General features: G+C 33.6%; 15 protein-coding genes. 9 read left to right on the plus strand and 6 right to left on the minus strand.

The window, feature by feature from the left end:
• The 6 genes from KZH69_RS06150 (at position 1) to KZH69_RS06175 (ending at position 7,447) form a co-directional block, all read left to right on the plus strand.
• A complete protein-coding gene (locus KZH69_RS06150) occupies positions 1 to 1,254 on the plus strand; it encodes a glycoside hydrolase family 17 protein (protein ID WP_219316569.1) in 1,254 nt (417 codons plus the stop codon).
• A 175-nt stretch (positions 1,255 to 1,429) separates the two neighbouring features.
• The gene (locus KZH69_RS06155) at positions 1,430 to 2,905 is read left to right on the plus strand and encodes an MFS transporter (RefSeq protein WP_255557654.1); all 1,476 of its coding nucleotides are present in this window, start codon (positions 1,430 to 1,432) and stop codon (positions 2,903 to 2,905) included.
• A gap of 72 nt (positions 2,906 to 2,977) precedes the next feature.
• On the plus strand, positions 2,978 to 4,687 hold the full coding sequence (locus KZH69_RS06160) for a family 16 glycosylhydrolase (protein WP_219316570.1): 1,710 nt from the start codon (positions 2,978 to 2,980) through the stop codon (positions 4,685 to 4,687).
• A 39-nt stretch (positions 4,688 to 4,726) separates the two neighbouring features.
• Positions 4,727 to 6,289 (plus strand): sugar porter family MFS transporter, encoded by a 1,563-nt coding sequence (locus KZH69_RS06165; protein ID WP_219316571.1) that lies wholly within the window; start codon positions 4,727 to 4,729, stop codon positions 6,287 to 6,289.
• A 377-nt stretch (positions 6,290 to 6,666) separates the two neighbouring features.
• Positions 6,667 to 7,251, plus strand: coding sequence for an RNA polymerase sigma factor (locus KZH69_RS06170; protein ID WP_219316572.1), 585 nt, complete (start codon positions 6,667 to 6,669; stop codon positions 7,249 to 7,251).
• Between the two features lie 52 nt (positions 7,252 to 7,303).
• Positions 7,304 to 7,447: a hypothetical protein gene (locus KZH69_RS06175; RefSeq protein ID WP_219316573.1), complete on the plus strand. Its 144-nt coding sequence runs from the start codon at positions 7,304 to 7,306 to the stop codon at positions 7,445 to 7,447.
• 112 nt (positions 7,448 to 7,559) lie between these two features.
• On the opposite strand, the gene KZH69_RS06180 is transcribed toward KZH69_RS06175, so the two are convergent.
• Entirely contained in the window at positions 7,560 to 8,210 is a 651-nt protein-coding gene (locus KZH69_RS06180) for an endonuclease III domain-containing protein (protein WP_219316574.1), read from the minus strand.
• Between the two features lie 329 nt (positions 8,211 to 8,539).
• Here KZH69_RS06180 and bcp point away from each other — a divergent pair, with 329 nt between their 5' ends.
• Positions 8,540 to 8,992, plus strand: coding sequence for a thioredoxin-dependent thiol peroxidase (gene bcp / locus KZH69_RS06185; RefSeq protein WP_219316575.1), 453 nt, complete (start codon positions 8,540 to 8,542; stop codon positions 8,990 to 8,992).
• Positions 8,993 to 9,093: 101 nt separating this feature from the next.
• On the opposite strand, the gene KZH69_RS06190 is transcribed toward bcp, so the two are convergent.
• Complete coding sequence (locus KZH69_RS06190) at positions 9,094 to 10,554, minus strand: TonB-dependent receptor (protein ID WP_219316576.1); 1,461 nt, start codon at positions 10,552 to 10,554, stop codon at positions 9,094 to 9,096.
• A gap of 99 nt (positions 10,555 to 10,653) precedes the next feature.
• On the opposite strand from KZH69_RS06190, the gene KZH69_RS06195 reads away from it, so the two are divergent.
• Together KZH69_RS06195 and KZH69_RS06200 are read left to right on the plus strand one after the other, a co-directional pair.
• Positions 10,654 to 11,418, plus strand: coding sequence for an MBL fold metallo-hydrolase (locus KZH69_RS06195; protein ID WP_219316577.1), 765 nt, complete (start codon positions 10,654 to 10,656; stop codon positions 11,416 to 11,418).
• Between the two features lie 12 nt (positions 11,419 to 11,430).
• On the plus strand, positions 11,431 to 11,931 hold the full coding sequence (locus KZH69_RS06200) for a hypothetical protein (RefSeq protein WP_219316578.1): 501 nt from the start codon (positions 11,431 to 11,433) through the stop codon (positions 11,929 to 11,931).
• A gap of 81 nt (positions 11,932 to 12,012) precedes the next feature.
• Here the strand turns inward: KZH69_RS06200 and KZH69_RS06205 are convergent, their stop codons facing one another.
• The 4 genes from KZH69_RS06205 to KZH69_RS06220 are packed head-to-tail and all read right to left on the minus strand — an operon-like array spanning position 12,013 to position 16,268.
• Positions 12,013 to 12,660: an alpha/beta hydrolase gene (locus tag KZH69_RS06205; protein ID WP_219316579.1), complete on the minus strand. Its 648-nt coding sequence runs from the start codon at positions 12,658 to 12,660 to the stop codon at positions 12,013 to 12,015.
• A 58-nt stretch (positions 12,661 to 12,718) separates the two neighbouring features.
• Entirely contained in the window at positions 12,719 to 13,045 is a 327-nt protein-coding gene (locus KZH69_RS06210) for a hypothetical protein (protein WP_219316580.1), read from the minus strand.
• 9 nt (positions 13,046 to 13,054) lie between these two features.
• Positions 13,055 to 14,308, minus strand: a complete 1,254-nt coding sequence (locus tag KZH69_RS06215; protein ID WP_219316581.1) for a dihydroorotase — start codon at positions 14,306 to 14,308, stop codon at positions 13,055 to 13,057.
• A gap of 31 nt (positions 14,309 to 14,339) precedes the next feature.
• The gene (locus KZH69_RS06220; RefSeq protein ID WP_219316582.1) at positions 14,340 to 16,268 is read right to left on the minus strand and encodes a vWA domain-containing protein; all 1,929 of its coding nucleotides are present in this window, start codon (positions 16,266 to 16,268) and stop codon (positions 14,340 to 14,342) included.
• Between the last annotated feature and the right edge of the window lies 1 nt (position 16,269).

The raw sequence follows: 16,269 nt of genomic DNA on the forward strand, positions 1-16,269 counted from the left end.
ATGAAAAAAATCAAAGCCATATTGGTCCTTTTTTTATTGACTATTTTATTTAGCAATTGCAAGAGCATGAATGCTGTGCCTGCTGAAATGACAGCCGAGAAAATACTGGGAAATCCCAATTATCTGGCTATGTGCTACGGAGGCTATAGAGACAAAACCAGAGATATTGAGCCTACCGTTTCTCAAATAACAGATGATTTAAGAATCCTTTCGGCAATGAATATCAAAGTGCTTCGGACTTATAATGTGCATCATACTGAAATTTCGAACTTATTGAAAGCGATAAGGATCGTAAAGAAAGAGAATCCGAAATTTGAAATGTATGTAATGTTAGGAGCATGGATTGATTGCAAAAATTCTTGGACATCAAATCCGCTTATTCGAAATGAAGACAGTGAACGCAACCCAGTAGAAATTGCCGAAGCTGTAAAACTAGCAAATGAATATCCTGATATCGTTAAGATTATTTCTGTCGGAAATGAAGCAATGGTAAAATGGGCATGGGCTTATTATGTCGAACCTAGTATTATATTGAAATGGGTGAATTATTTGCAAGATTTGAAGAAACAGCAAAAATTAGGCAAAAATGTTTGGATAACAAGCTCCGATAATTTTGCTTCTTGGGGCGGCGGGAGCAATGAATACCATGTTGAAGATTTGAATCAACTCATAAAAGCAGTCGATTATATTTCAATGCATTCTTATCCTATGCATGACACGCATTACAACCCGCAATTTTGGGGGATTTTGGAAGATGAAACACAATTGTCTGAACGTGAAAAAATTAATGCAGCAATGATAAGAGCAAGAGATTATAGCATTGCTCAATATAAGGGAGTATTGAATTACATGAAATCATTAGGTGTAAATAAGCCTATTCACATTGGTGAAACAGGCTGGGCAACGGTATCTAATGAGTTTTATGGGGATTCAGGTTCAAAAGCAACAGACGAATACAAATCGGCGCTGTGTTATAAACTCATGCGAGAATGGACGAACAAAGAGAAAATGTCTCTTTTTTACTTCGAAGCTTTTGATGAGCAATGGAAAGATAAAAACACATTGGGTTCAGAAAATCATTTTGGATTAATCAATCTTGAGGGTCAGGCAAAATATGCGCTTTGGGAAATGGTTGACAAAGGCGTTTTTAATGGTTTAACCCGTGATGGAAAACCCATTACAAAAACATACAATGGAAAAGAAGAATCGTTGTGGTTGGATGTTAAAACTCCTTCTACAGTATTAAAAAAATAACTAATACTGATACATTTTACTTTAAAATAAATTTCATCGATTATTCTTAATGCTAAAAGCGAAACAAAATTCAGAATAGTGCTAAAATATATAGACCAGATTAAAAAGATAATTAATTGTAATCTTCAGTTTTTAAAAATTAAATAATAAATAAATAACCCAAAATTCTCTAAATATGGAAAGTATTAATTTAAATCCCAAAAAAATGGTTCCTATGGGGCAAAAAATTGCCTTTGGATTAGGCATGTTAGCGAATCAAATGTTTCCTGCAGCTCTAGGTATTTTTATGGTTGTATTAGTGCAGGATTTAGGTTTTCCGGCTTGGATGTGGGGCATTTTGTTTTTTCTGCCTCGAATATTTGATGCTTTTATTGATCCGATTATGGGATTTATATCAGACAATACTCGTTCTAAATGGGGGAGAAGACGTCATTATGTTTTTATTGGAGCCATTATTATGGGAGTTTCCTTTGTTGTAATGTGGCAACTGTATAGAGAAAATGGATTGGATTATAATTTTATATTCTTTCTTTTTTGGTCTTTTGTATTTTATTTAGGCTTGTCCATTTTTAGTGTTCCTTATGTAGCTATGGGGTATGAAATGAGTGATGATTTTCATGAGAGAACCAATATTATGGCAATTTCACAATGGATTGGGCAATGGGCGTGGGTAATTGCTCCTTGGTTTTGGGTGGTTATGTATGACCCTAGTTGGTTTCCAAATGCAGATACAGCTACTAGAACTTTGGCAGTTTGGGTAGGGGTTTCTTGTATGATATTGGCTATGATTCCTGCAATTTTTATTACCAGTAAATCAACAAAAGACGAAGATAGTTTTGCTCCATTAACGTTTAGTACAATAGGAGGTAGCTTAAAAGAAATTTTTAAAAGTTTCAAAGAGGCTTTTAGCAGTAAACCTTTTAGAAAGCTTTGTATTGCCACTTTCTTGATTTTTAACGCTTTTAATACCGTAGCAGCCTTTTCATTTTTCATCGTTGTTTATTATCTTTTTAATGGAAGTACTGAAGCTGCGGGTATTTGGCCAACACTTTTTGGCTGTGTAGGAGCTTTGTCAACTACATTTTTAGTAATACCGATAGTAGCTAGAATGTCTAAAAAAATGGGTAAGAAGAATGCTTTTTTAATCTGTCAGGGGATATCGGTTTTTGGTTATATATTGTTATGGTTTCTTTTCATTCCTGGAAAACCGTATATGTTTTTATTCGCTTTACCTTTCTTTTCTTTTGGTATCGGGAGCTTGTTTACACTGATGATGTCTATGACCGCAGATGTTTGCGATATGGACGAGTTGACTTCGGGAAAACGAAGAGAAGGAATCTTTGGAGCTATTTACTGGTGGATGGTAAAGTTTGGTTTTGCTATTGCGGGATTATTAACAGGAGTTATTATGTCTTTGGTTGGGTTCAATACAGATGCGGCAACTCAGTCTGAAGGTGCAATTACCGGTTTGAGGCTTTTTTATTCGGGTATCCCAATTTTAGGTACTTTGATTGCCATGTGGATAATGAGAAATTATGACTTAACCGAAGAAAAAGCTAAAGATATTAAAAGTGAATTAGCAACTAGAAAAAGAGAATTAATAGCCCCTTTAAATTTAAATATCGAAACAGAAATAAGCTTGCAAAATTAAATTAGAACCATTTCTTTTATTTAAAAAGCATCAATTCTAAAAAAAAGATATTGATGAAAACTGATATTAATTATGATACAAAATAAGACTTTATTACAACTATTATTTTCATTTTTTCTCATTACTCAATTTTGTTTTGCACAAGTTGATGTTGTATATAAAGATTTAGTGTGGTCAGATGAGTTTACTACTAATGGAGCTGTTAATTCCAATAATTGGTTTCATCAAACACAAATACCTGCGGGTGGAAGTTGGTATAATAATGAATTGCAACATTATACCAACAGCTCGACTAACTCTTTTTTGAATTCAGGTTTCTTGAATATTGTTTCTAAGAAAGAAAGTTTTACGGACCAAGGAGTAACAAAGCAATATACTTCGGCACGTTTGAATTCTAAGTTTGCATTTAAATATGGTCGTGTAGATGTAAGAGCAAAGTTACCAACCGAATCTGGTACTTGGCCTGCAATATGGATGTTGGGTAAAAATACTAATGAAGATGGAGGTTATTTTGATGCAACTTACGGAAATACGAATTGGCCCGCCTCTGGTGAAATTGATATTATGGAGCATGGGATTTTTCCATCTGAATCCATAAATTTTATTCAAAGTGCTTTGCATACTCCTTCTTCGAATGGAAATACTGTGAATAAAGGAGGTGTGATTGCGAGTGATTTAGCTAATAATTATCATATTTATTCAATGAATTGGTCTCCAAATCAAATTTCATTTCTGCTCGATAATGTGATTTATTATACTTATAATCCAACAGTTAAAGATGCAAACACTTGGCCATTTGATAAAGAGCAATATCTTTTATTGAATATTGCTATGGGTGGTTTTGCAGGAACAATTTCGTCTAATTTTGTTCAAAGTTCAATGGTCATTGATTACGTAAGAGTATATCAAAACACCACTGTGGATACTCAAGCTCCTGCAAATTTTACAGCTACTATTGGTAAAATCACAGGTTCAACTGTAGAATTATTACTTAATGCCACAGATGATTCAGGTAATGTGACCTATACTATTTCTTATGGAACTGGAACTACATCTACAAATAGTGCTACTGGTGTTCAAAAATCTTTGATTATATCCAATTTGTTTCCTATTACGGATTATACTTTTTCAGTTTCGGCAACTGATGCAACCGGAAATGCTTCCCCAAATAATCCTATTGTACTTACGGCAAAAACAACAGTAAATACAACTACAGAATGTTCTGGCACAGCAACTGAGGCTTCGCAAGGTTTGTTCACGGTTGGTTATAAATATGATTTTCAAACCTCAGGAACGGATGTTAAAATTACTTTCGAACTTTTGGATACCGATAAAAGCGGTGTTGTTGCCTATTTATGGAAACAAACTCCTTTTTCAGAATCACAAATGGCGAATGTTTCTGGAAACATATTTACTAAAACCATTACAGGACAAACCATAGGGTCAACAATAAATTATGCAGTTAAGTTTGCTTATGCTGGTGGATTGTCTGTGACGAAATACTTTTCTTATGTAGTTGGTAATAGTTGCACATTGGGAGTTGAAAATTCAAGTGAATTGAAACAGTTTTTTTACCCAAATCCTGTAGAAAACATATTGTATTTACAGTTATTAGACGACCAAAATAAAATTATTTTGACAGATATATTGGGAAAAAAAATAGTCGAAAAGCTAGTTCAGTCAACTCATAATTTGGACATGAGTGGTTTTAAACCAGGACTTTACTTTTTAAAAGTAAAAAACTCAAATGGGATCCAAAATATAAAAATTATAAAAAAATAAAATACAAGAATAAATTAATATTGAAAAAACGGTACTATTATGCAAACTAAAAAAAGTTCGGTTACTTTAATTGCTCTTGTTGTTGCAATGGGCGGTTTTTTAATGGGTTTTGATGCTTCTGTTATTTCGGGAGTAATTAAATTTATAGAACCCGAATTTCAGCTTTCAAAGATAGAATTGGGATGGGCTGTTGCTTCTTTGTCATTGTCAGCAACAGTGGCAATGATGTTTGCTGGGCCAATAAGTGACAAATATGGGCGAATTATTGTTCTAAAATATTCGGCACTATTATATGCGTTTTCGGCAGTATTGTCTGCTGTGGCACCTAGTTTTTTCATTCTTGTATTTGCTCGAATGTTGGCAGGTATTGGTGTCGGTATTTCTTTGATTATTGCCCCAATGTATATAGCCGAAATTGCTCCTGCAGATAAACGGGGTAAGATGGTTTCCTTCAATCAGCTGAATATTGTAATTGGACTTTCAGTTGCTTTTTTTACCAATTATCTTATTGTCCATTTAGCCAGTTCCAATTCTGGTTGGGTCGAAACTTTAAAAATAAGGGAATACAATTGGAGATGGATGTTGGGTATCGAATTTATACCAGCCATTTTGTATTACTTCTTATTGTTTTTTGTTCCTCAAAGTCCTAGATGGCTTATTATGAAAGGAAAGTTCAATGAAGCTTTGGATATAATGAAAACCGTGGATGACGATAAAGAAGCGGAGAAATTAGTGGGCGAAATTCAGGAAAGTATTTTATTGGATTCGGCGCCAAAAGAAAAAATATCCATCAAAGAGTTGTTTGCTCCTTCCATGAAATTGGTAATGACTATTGGGATTGGAATTGCCATTTTACAGCAAATAGTGGGGATAAATTGTGTGTTTTTCTATGCTCCCATGATCTTTGAACAATCTGGAATTGGCACGGATGCTTCCTTTATACAAGCAATTTTAGTTGGGCTTATAAATGTAGTGTTTACAATCATTGCAATGGCACTGATTGACAAATTAGGAAGAAAGCCATTATTGGCCATTGGTGTAAGTGGTATTGCGTTGAGTATGTTTGTTTTGTCTTATAGTTTCAATGTGGCAACTTATACACTAACAAATGATTCTATTGCCAAGTTACCTACCGAAATAAATAAAGATCAATTATTGTTTTTGAGCAACAAAACCTTTAATTCAGATACCGAATTTAAAAGCGCTGTAAGAACCACTATTGGAAATAATGTTGCCAATAAGTACGAATCAGAACTTATATCGGCTTCTATTAAAATGAATGCTACCTTAATATTGATTTGTATTTTAGGATTTGTGGCTTCATTTGCAATATCTCTTGGACCAGTAATGTGGGTACTGTTTTCGGAACTTTTCCCCAATAAAATTCGAGGAGTTGCTATTTCGTTTGTAGGGTTTATCAATTCAGCAGTCAGCTTTCTTGTTCAACTGGTTTTTCCATGGGAATTATCAAAATTGGGCACTACTTGGACTTTTTTGCTATTTGGACTTTTTGCTTTTTTAGGTTTATTCTTGATACTGAAATTATTACCTGAAACAAAAGGAAAATCTTTGGAAGAATTGGAAGCTATTTTAGTTAAATAATTGCTTAAAACGTTAAATTGATTTGTTATCGTTTTATATAATGGGAAGAATATTTGTTTTTATAAAAACAAAATAACTAACGGTAAAACCTAAGAGTTTTTTATGGCATATAAAAGTCTTTTTTTTTCTGTTTATTACTGTTAATGGTGCAAAAGATAGTGATATTTGAACGAAACTAAATGTAGAATCATTTTATAGATGTTTTTAATCAAATTTAAAAAAACAAAATAATATTATTGCTGTTTTTTCTTGCTCCTTTTAATAATTATTTGTTAAATTTGACAAATAATTAACTATAACAATCACACTAAGCCTATAGCAAAGAACTACTTTTTAGAAGATTTTCTCAAAACTAACTAATCTAAAAAGAAATTGCTATGGCAAATTTACAGATATCAGATGCTTTATTAGTAAAGGATTATATGGCCGGTAACGAAAGTGCATTGGCTGTACTAATCAAAAGACATGAGTCTAAGATTTATGGATTTATATATTCTAAAGTAGCCGATCGAGAGATTTCTAATGACATCTTTCAAGACACTTTCATTAAAGTTATTAAAACTTTAAAAACCAATTCCTACAATGAAGAAGGTAAATTCTTGCCTTGGATTATGAGAATTGCCCATAATTTGATTATTGATTACTTTAGAAGATCTAAAAAAATGCCTCTTTTTAGAGAAACGGAGGAATTTTCTATTTTTTCAGTCATGTCTGATAATACACTTACAATTGAAAACCAAATCATAGCAGATCAGGTTGAAGTAGATATTCGTAGACTGGTTGAAGAATTGCCCGTAGATCAAAAGGAAGTTTTAATCATGCGTATGTATCAAGATATGAGTTTTAAAGAAATTTCTGAAACCACAGGGGTAAGTATCAATACAGCATTGGGTAGAATGCGATATGCCATAATGAATTTGAGGAAAATTATTGATAAACATCAAATTGTTTTAACAAATTGATAATAAAAGGATAATTCTTCCGTTGTAATATAAAACAAACTTTATAGTACATATGGAAAAGAATTACTCTAAAAAATTGAAAATTACTAAAAAAATAAAACCAGATAAAGAAGTGGTATCTTTTTTATTAAACTACTCTAAAGCATTGAAAATAATGAAATTAGAGGACAATATTTTTGAAATTATAGTCAATTAATTTCCCTTCGATATTGTATAAAGGGAATTTCAAGTACTTTAAAATAGTATTTGGAAAACAAATTTCACTAAGTCTTTTTTAAGATTAGTGAAATTTGTTATTTATACCCAAATCATTTCTTTATAAATTCATTCAAAACCGATTTTCTTCCAATAGTTCTAGTGATGATATCTTTTTCTAAATCCCAGCCCCTTGCAGGGGAATATTCACGACCATACCAAATAATTTGTAAGTGTAAATCATTCCACAATTCTTCGGGGAAAATACGTTTGGCATCTTTTTCGGTTTGAACCACATTCTTGCCGTTTGTCAAGTTCCAGCGGTACATCAATCTATGAATATGAGTATCTACCGGAAACGCTGGAACTCCAAAAGCTTGTGACATCACTACACTGGCAGTTTTGTGTCCGACAGCTGGCAATTCTTCCAGGTATTCAAAGCTTTGAGGTACTTGTCCATTATGTTTTTCAATCAAAATTTGTGACAAGCCATGAATTCCTTTTGATTTCATGGGGGATAGTCCGCAAGGCCTTATAATCTCCTTAATTTCTTCCACCGATAATTTAACCATATCGTACGGATTATCCGCTTTAGCAAAAAGTAAAGGTGTAATTTGGTTCACCCGCACATCCGTACATTGAGCTGAAAGCAAAACTGCAATCAACAAAGTATAAGGATCTTTATGATCCAGAGGTATCGGAATAGTAGGGTATAACTCATTTAACGTATTTATAACAAATGTTACGCGTTCCTGTTTGGTCATTTTCATTAGATTTGAACTGTAAAGAAAAGGATTTTCATTTGCAATGACAAAATCAATATCAATTTCAAAAATTTAATTCAAAAATTATAAGAGCCTAATCCAGCTTTTCGTTGCAACGCCTCATTTATACGGCTTTTTTTCAAAGTTGCGGCAAGAGCTTCCTTTGGTCGCTTTGCCATAACAAGAAAAAATAACCCTATAAACTCCGGGGTTTTCACTGCAATCTGGGGCAGACGAAAAAATAATGACAATGATAATTGCAATTATAAATTTTTTAAATCCATATTTTATTCTCTATATTCGGACATCTAAATTCTAAAATCTAAAACATGACCACATTAAAAAAAGGAGATCAAGCACCACAATTTTCAGGAGTGGACCAAGATGGGAAATCACATCAACTAGCCGATTATACTGGTAAAAAATTAGTGGTTTTCTTTTATCCAAAAGCGTCTACACCAGGTTGCACAGCAGAGGCTTGTGATTTAAGAGATAATTTCGAGCGTTTTCAAGCCAATAATTATGCGCTTTTGGGTGTGAGCGCCGACAGTGCCAAGGCACAAGCCAAGTTCAAGGATAAATATCAGTTGCCTTTTCCATTATTAGCCGATGAGGATAAATCGGTAATAAACGCCTTTGGCGTTTGGGGTCCCAAAAAGTTTATGGGGAAAGAATACAACGGAATTCACAGAACCACATTTGTAATTGACGAAAATGGAATTATAGCTGATGTAATCTCTGAAGTAAAAACCAAAGAACACACTAATCAGATTTTGAAATAAATAGATTTTATACAGTCATTTGAAATAAAAATTCCAAGGAAAACAATTTGTCTTTCTTGGAATTTTTTATTAAATAATACTGTTTATGGATAAATATAATCTTAATTACTTGTTTCCAAAAGTGTATTAGACTGATATCCAAAAAGACGTTTTTCTTTAATGATTTCTGGTACTCCTGGGGGTAACATTTCTTCCCATCCCGGTTTTCCCGCACTAATCATTTTTAGTACTTCACGAGAGAAGACCTCTAATATCTCAGGGTTGTAGTCCTCAATGTCAACTACTTTTCCGTTAAATTTAAAGAATTTGTATAATTCTTTCATTCTCGGATGTACTTTTAAATTTTTAGAAGTGATGATTTCTCCATCTTCGCCTAGCATCGGATATAAGAAAACTTTCATGTCGCGATAGAATAATTTTCCGAAGGCTTCGAGTATTCCACCGCTCAAATGACGGTAATATTTCTCGTCAAATATGTCCACTAAGTTGTTTACACCCATGGCTAGCCCCATTCTGGCTTTGGTGTAATTAGAGAAATATTCTACCACTTTATAATATTCCTGGAAATTGGATATCATTACAGTCTGGCCTAATGAACATAGCAATTCGGCGCGATCCATGAAATCTCTTTCGTCAATTTCCCCATCAGATCGTAAATTTGACAATGTAATTTCAAAAATAACTAGAGTATTTTCTTTTTCTACTTTGTTTTCTTCCAAGAACATTTTTAAGGATTGTTTGTACATATCCATGTTTACCTTGGTAACTGGACGGAAACTTCCTCTAAAAGCAAGTATGTTTTTCTTGTATAAAATAGCGGCCGGCAGGATATTTTTGCCTTCTGGATTGAACATTACCGCATCGGTCATGCCATTTTTGACCAATTGTAAACTCATCAATCGGTTGTCTACGTCAGCAAAACGAGGGCCTGAGAAATTGATGGTATCAATTTCCAGTTGGTCTTTGTCTAAGTGGTCATATAAGTAGCGCAGTAATTTTTTGGGATCATTGTATTTATAGAAAGCACCATAAATCAAATTTACACCCAAAACTCCTAATGTTTCTTGTTGTAATCTGGAATCGGTTTCTTTGAAACGAATGTGGATAATAATTTCGTTGTAAGCTTCAGTCGGATCTAGTTGATAGCGAATTCCTACCCAGCCATGGCCCTTAAATTGTTTGGCAAAATCTATGGTAGCGACTGTATTAGCATAACTAAAAAACATTTTGTTCGGATGTTTTGTTCTGCTTAATCGTTCTTCAATCAATTCACCTTCAAAAGTAAGCATCTTTTTAAGGCGGCTTTCGGTTACATAACGGCCGTCTTCTTCAATTCCATAAACGGCATCACTAAAGTCTTTATCATAAGCTGACATTGCTTTTGCGATTGTCCCAGATGATCCACCAGATCTAAAAAAATGTCTCACTGTTTCTTGACCAGCGCCAATTTCAGCAAAAGTTCCGTATATGTTTTCATTCAAATTAATACGAAGTGCTTTGTCCTTTAAAGAAGGGATCTGCTCGATAACTTTGTCTCCTTTTAGTTTTATTTTGGCTTCCATTTTTTTTTGTTTAAATTCGGCGATTATGTTACAAAGTTAATTAATTAGGCTTCTAATGAAAGAGATTTAATCCTATTTTTGTAAAAAAAAGAAAGTCAATTGAAGGTATATTTTTTAGGCACAGGTACGTCTCAAGGGATTCCTATTATAGGGAGCGATCATGAAGTTTGTAAAAGCACTGATTTTAAGGATAAAAGGCTCCGAGTTTCGGCCTGGATCTCCTGGGAGGATCACTCGTACGTTATCGATTGCGGTCCCGATTTCAGGCAGCAAATGCTGGCTTCCAATTGCAGAAAAGTAGACGGCATCTTATTTACTCACGAACATGCCGATCATACAGCTGGTTTGGACGATATTCGTCCCTTTAATTTTAGACAAGGAGAAATCCCAATTTATGCTCATAAAAGAGTACTTGTCAATATTGAGAAGCGATTCGATTACATATTTAAAACAGTAGATAAATACCCAGGTGCACCTTCAGTAAAAACCATAGAAATTGAAAATAATGTGCCTTTTCCTATTGGTGATAAAATGGCTATTCCTATAAGTGTGCTGCATGGAGATCTTCAGGTTTTTGGGTTTAGAATCGATGATTTTGCTTATTTAACAGATGTAAAAACCATTGAAGAGGCTGAGATAGTTAAATTGAAAAAACTTAAGGTATTGGTAGTTAATGCTTTGCGGTTGCAGCCTCATAATACGCATTTTAATTTGCAGGAAGCACTCGATTTTATAGCTTTGCTAAAACCTGAAAAGGCATATCTTACCCATATCAGTCACATGCTGGGTTTTCACGAAGAAGTTCAAAAAAAACTGCCTTCAAATGTTTTCTTGGCTTATGATAATTTAGAAATTACAATTTAATTTTAATAATAAATGAAACAATCATTATTCCTTTACGCTTTAATTTTGTCATTAGTTTTTAATGTTTACACCTATATGTACTTGAGCAAAGAGGTGACTTTTGAACAAGATAAGTATAAAAAGACGACAACCAAATTAAAAGACAGTTTGCAATCGGTTACCAATAAATTGTCGGATACTAACTATTTTTCATTGGAAAAAAATGAAAATGCTCAAAATTATTTTGAGTCGGCTAAGTCGGATAAAATCAGAAATTATATTACTTTAATTCCGTACGTTACCGAACAATTATTGGATTTGAATGCCAATCCAAAAGGGAATCCATATACTGGACAAGAGCAATTGGGAGCTAATAAGTTTTCAATCAACAAAGTAAAAGTCCTGAATCACCGTTGGATTATTGCTGATTATAGTGATGGGGAATATTGGGGTGAAGTATTGCTGAAATATTTCATCAACGATGACGAAAGTGTTTCTTTTGAAGTAAATCAGTCTTTTTTATATCAGAAGTAGATTGTATTACCGCAGATTCTCAGATTTTTTAAAGGTGAATTTATTCCTAAATTAATTAAATCTGCGAATCTGCTGTGTTTTTTAGTTTGTTAGCAACCAATTCTTGAAATCATGAAAATTTTGTGGAGCTACTCCATGACCAACAGGATATTCTTTGTATGTGATTGCAACGCCTAATTTTTCTAAAATTGCCGGTGTTTTTCGGGCCCAGTCCACAGGAATCACTTGGTCTACCGTTCCGTGCGAAGCAAATATTTTGAGTTTACTTAGATTGTTTTTTAAGTAATCTTCAGCTGCTATTTCCAAATTGATATAGCCGCTCATCGCAACTACTTTATTTATTTTTTCGGGGTATGAAAGTGCCACTGCATAACTCAAAATAGAACCTTGACTGAAGCCAATCAGATTGACATCATTGGCATCAATAGGATAATTGGCAATCAATTCATCAATAAATTTGGCAATTACATCTCTTGAAATTCGTGCTTGATCGTTATCAGAAAATTTATTTTGATCGGCATCAAAATTGATGGCATACCAAGCATAACTTCCGTATTGAAGGTCATAAGGCGCACGAGCCGAAATGATATAATACTCATCTGGCAGTTCTGGTGCAAACGAAAATAAATCGGCTTCGTTGCTGCCGTAACCATGAAGTAAAAGCAATAGCGGATTTTTGTCGAGAATCACTTTTGGTTCTCGTATTTTATATTCTAAGGAGAGATTCATGGCGATATTTATGATTTTAGTTCCGAAAGTTTTCGGGATCAGATTCTATAATTTATTTTTAAGAGATGCTTTTAAGCCATTTTTGATAATATTCACCAAGTAATGGAACGGGTTTTGTTTCGCCTTTTATAGCGCTGAAAATTCCGTAAGACCATAAGACGGAAATGAAAATCCACATCGGCGCAGAAATCATTAAACTGTCGAAATTGCTAATAATTAATCCCAAAGAAATAAAAGTAAGTGTTAGTCCTAATCCTTGACGGATATGAAAGGAAGCAAATTCATTTTTGTCTTCACTATTCATGGACATTGCAATAAATACACCAATTCCTAAAATATAACTGGTAATAGCTGCTGTTTTTCCAGCTTCGATAGTATTGTTCATGTTGATTTGTTATCCTAAAATTAATTGGTCTTGGTTCAAAATTCCATATACTTTTCCTTTTTGAGTAGTGCCTAGAAAAGCTGAGTTTTTTGATTTTGAAAGTATATTTTGTTTAGTGAATACACTATTACCTTCGGGGTTGAATAAGGTGATATTGGCAATCTCACCTTCGTTAATGCTATTACTTGGAATACTGAAAATCGATTTTCCTAAAGTGAATTTCTCGATTATAGTTTCTAATGGAAGTATGGTCATCAAAGCTCCAAAAGCACTTTCGAGTCCGATAGTTCCATTTTTTGCCAAATCAAATTCCATTTTTTTATGCTCGATGTCAATCGGATTATGGTCGGATGTGATTAAATCGATGGTTCCGTCAAGAACTCCATTTATCAATGCTTGTCTGTCGCTTTCGGTTTTCAATGGTGGAGTCACTTTATATCGGGTATCAAAACCTTCCAGTTTTTCATCGGTTAAAACCAAATGATGAACGGTTACACTACAAGTAACGTTCAGCCCTTTTGCTTTAGCTTCTTTAATCAATTGAACTGATTTTGCAGAAGAAATGGTTGGAATGTGCATTTTACCACCAGTATATTCCAATAAAAACAAGTTTCTGGCAATTTGCAATTCTTCGGCCAAATCAGGAATTCCTTTTAGTCCTAATCTTGTGGAAACAATCCCCTCATTGACTACGCCATTTCCTTTTATCTTATCATCCTGTGCAAATGCAATAACCAATCCATCAAAATCTTGAACGTATTGTAATGCTATTTTTAGCAAATTAGCATTATCTAAACTTTTCGTATAATCGCCAAAGGCAATAGCGCCAGAATTTTTCATATCATACAATTCGGCCATGTCTTTGCCTTCACTTTCCTTTGTTAAAGCTCCAATTGGAAAGAGTTGCGTAGCAAAACCATTGCCTTTATTTTTTACAAAATTTACTTGAGCTTGATTGTCTATAACTGGATAAGAATTGGGTTGTAATGCAATGGCAGTAAAACCGCTTCTGGCTGCAACATCAAGTCCGTTTGCGATAGTTTCTCTGTCTTCAAATCCAGGCTCACCAAGGGATACGCTGCTGTCAAACCATCCTTGTGAAAGGTGAAGATTATCAAGCTTTAGTTCTTCGGCATTATCGGAATTTGGAAGTGTCGTTCCTATTTTTTTTATAAAACCATCTACAATTAAAAGATCTACAGTCTGATTGTGAAAGGGACTTTTCGAATCGATAATTTTGGCGCCTCGGATGATTATTTTCATGTGTATTTAGTAATTTTTAGAAACTGGATTGTTATTTCACAAATTTGATAATTGCCATTTCCAATGCTAGGAAGAGCAGTGCAAAGATAATAAACCATTTCCAAATTTGATTGTCGCTTCGGCTGGTTTGTAGCGTATCAAAAATGGTTGAAATGGAATCACTTGTTTTATAATCTGATAATGTGCTTTCGTTGACTTGATCCAGATTACTCTCGGTTCGGGCGTAATTAAAACTGATGTTTTCTATAGGTTTGTTGGAGTTGTATATCATGTAATTACCTGCTTTTTCCGGATAATCATTAAAAAATAATTGGACTTTATTATTCAGCAGTTGTTGTACTGGGATAAATTGCTCTTCGGTATTTTTTACTGTGAGAATTTCATCTTTAGACAATAAAGCGGAAACAAGATATGAAGTGTTATTGCCAATAGTGTTGGCATTAATACCGTTGTTTTGCTCGCTTAAAGCCATTTTATAAAAGACAGGAACAATTAATGGTGACTGTTGAAAATTGGAATTCAAAGTGTTTATTGGAGCCGAAAAGATATAAACCGATGAAACAGCATTTCTTAAAGCTATTAAAAAAGGTGATTGATCTTCAAAGGTTAAAACCGCAGGACTTGTGTTGGAAATGGTAAATTCTTTTTTGGTCTTAGGATATTGAAAATTATTGGTTTTGTTTTCAAAAACGCCAGCAAACAACGGGTGACTAAAGTTGATTTTGGTAATCAGTTTTTCATTTGATTCTAATGATTGAAATTGGGTAGATCCAAATTGATTCACTAATGTATTTAAGTTAGATATTGAAGCTGTTTCCGAGGGAATTACAATCAGATTTCCTCCTTTGTTGACAAAAGCTTTTAAAGTGGTTTGTAAGGCTTGCGGAATTTCGTCCAGTTCATTCAAAACAATGGCATCTTGTTTGTCAATGCTGTTATAATCTAAAGAATTTAGTGTAAAAGAACTGTAATTGAATTCATCGGAAGTATAAATTCGTGCCAGAAAATTATTTTTTTCGGGAGCACCAATACTGATTATGTTTGTTTTTTTGATATTTGAAATACTAAAAAACAATTTATTATCATAAGCTAAATCATTATCCTCAATAGAAACATAGCCATGAAAAGCTTGCTTGGGAATGGTAAAATTAATGGTTTGTTTTTTGTTCTTAAAATTAATGATGGTTTTGGCAATCAATTTGTTTTGATTATACAAAGCCACAGGAACCGGTTTGAAATCGGTACCATAATTCGTGGTGTTGATACTTAATTCGTAAAAATCATCGAGCGTTTGACGAATAAACACACTGTCAATAGCTACATTATTTTTTTGTTCTGCCTTTGGAATAATAAAATACGGAGTATCATCTTTGCCAATGTTTTTTAGTTGGTTTTGAGTTAATCCTACAGCATCAGTAATGATTACAATATCTTTTTTGAAAGCCGATTTATGGGCTTTAACTTTGGCTATAATATTGTCTAATTGAAAAGGAGTTGCACTGTATTTTAGGTTTTGCAATTCACTTCGAATGGTTTTGATATCCGTATTCCAATAATTATCTGTATTTGTTAATAAAGAAAAACGGGTATTTTCTGGAGTCTCTTCGAGCAGTTCTTGAACGGCACGCTTTAATAATTCTCCTTTTTTTCCTTTGGCTTGCATACTAAAGGAATTGTCCAAAATAATATACATTTCATTGTTGGCATTTTTAATGTCTTTAGATTCAAAAAAAGGCTGAGCAAAGGCAAGAATTATGCAGGTTAGCAAAAGCATTCTACAAGCTAAAAGTAGCCATTTTTTGATTTTGGAACTTTTTCTGGTTTGTATTGAAAGGGCTTTTAGGAAACGAACATTAGTGAAATATTCTTTTTTGAAACGCCTTAATTGAAATAAATGAACCAAAATTGGAACAATCAAAAGGAAGAGAAAGAATAGAATTTCGGGTTGTTTAAAGTGCATT

It is taken from the genome of Flavobacterium taihuense (assembly GCF_019351435.1).
GTDB classification, from domain to species: domain Bacteria; phylum Bacteroidota; class Bacteroidia; order Flavobacteriales; family Flavobacteriaceae; genus Flavobacterium; species Flavobacterium taihuense.

Bases quoted from the DNA above. Each gene is read 5' to 3' on its own strand.
- KZH69_RS06155 (WP_255557654.1), top strand. From the start codon at position 1,430: ATGGAAAGTATTAATTTAAATCCCAAAAAAATGGTTCCTATGGGGCAA.
- KZH69_RS06175 (WP_219316573.1), top strand. From the start codon at position 7,304: ATGGAAAAGAATTACTCTAAAAAATTGAAAATTACTAAAAAAATAAAA.
- KZH69_RS06215 (WP_219316581.1), bottom strand. From the start codon at position 14,308: ATGAAAATAATCATCCGAGGCGCCAAAATTATCGATTCGAAAAGTCCC.
- KZH69_RS06165 (WP_219316571.1), top strand. From the start codon at position 4,727: ATGCAAACTAAAAAAAGTTCGGTTACTTTAATTGCTCTTGTTGTTGCA.
- KZH69_RS06210 (WP_219316580.1), bottom strand. From the start codon at position 13,045: ATGAACAATACTATCGAAGCTGGAAAAACAGCAGCTATTACCAGTTAT.
- KZH69_RS06220 (WP_219316582.1), bottom strand. From the start codon at position 16,268: ATGCACTTTAAACAACCCGAAATTCTATTCTTTCTCTTCCTTTTGATT.
- KZH69_RS06205 (WP_219316579.1), bottom strand. From the start codon at position 12,660: ATGAATCTCTCCTTAGAATATAAAATACGAGAACCAAAAGTGATTCTC.
- KZH69_RS06150 (WP_219316569.1), top strand. From the start codon at position 1: ATGAAAAAAATCAAAGCCATATTGGTCCTTTTTTTATTGACTATTTTA.
- KZH69_RS06180 (WP_219316574.1), bottom strand. From the start codon at position 8,210: ATGACCAAACAGGAACGCGTAACATTTGTTATAAATACGTTAAATGAG.
- KZH69_RS06170 (WP_219316572.1), top strand. From the start codon at position 6,667: ATGGCAAATTTACAGATATCAGATGCTTTATTAGTAAAGGATTATATG.
- KZH69_RS06200 (WP_219316578.1), top strand. From the start codon at position 11,431: ATGAAACAATCATTATTCCTTTACGCTTTAATTTTGTCATTAGTTTTT.
- KZH69_RS06190 (WP_219316576.1), bottom strand. From the start codon at position 10,554: ATGGAAGCCAAAATAAAACTAAAAGGAGACAAAGTTATCGAGCAGATC.
- bcp (WP_219316575.1), top strand. From the start codon at position 8,540: ATGACCACATTAAAAAAAGGAGATCAAGCACCACAATTTTCAGGAGTG.
- KZH69_RS06160 (WP_219316570.1), top strand. From the start codon at position 2,978: ATGATACAAAATAAGACTTTATTACAACTATTATTTTCATTTTTTCTC.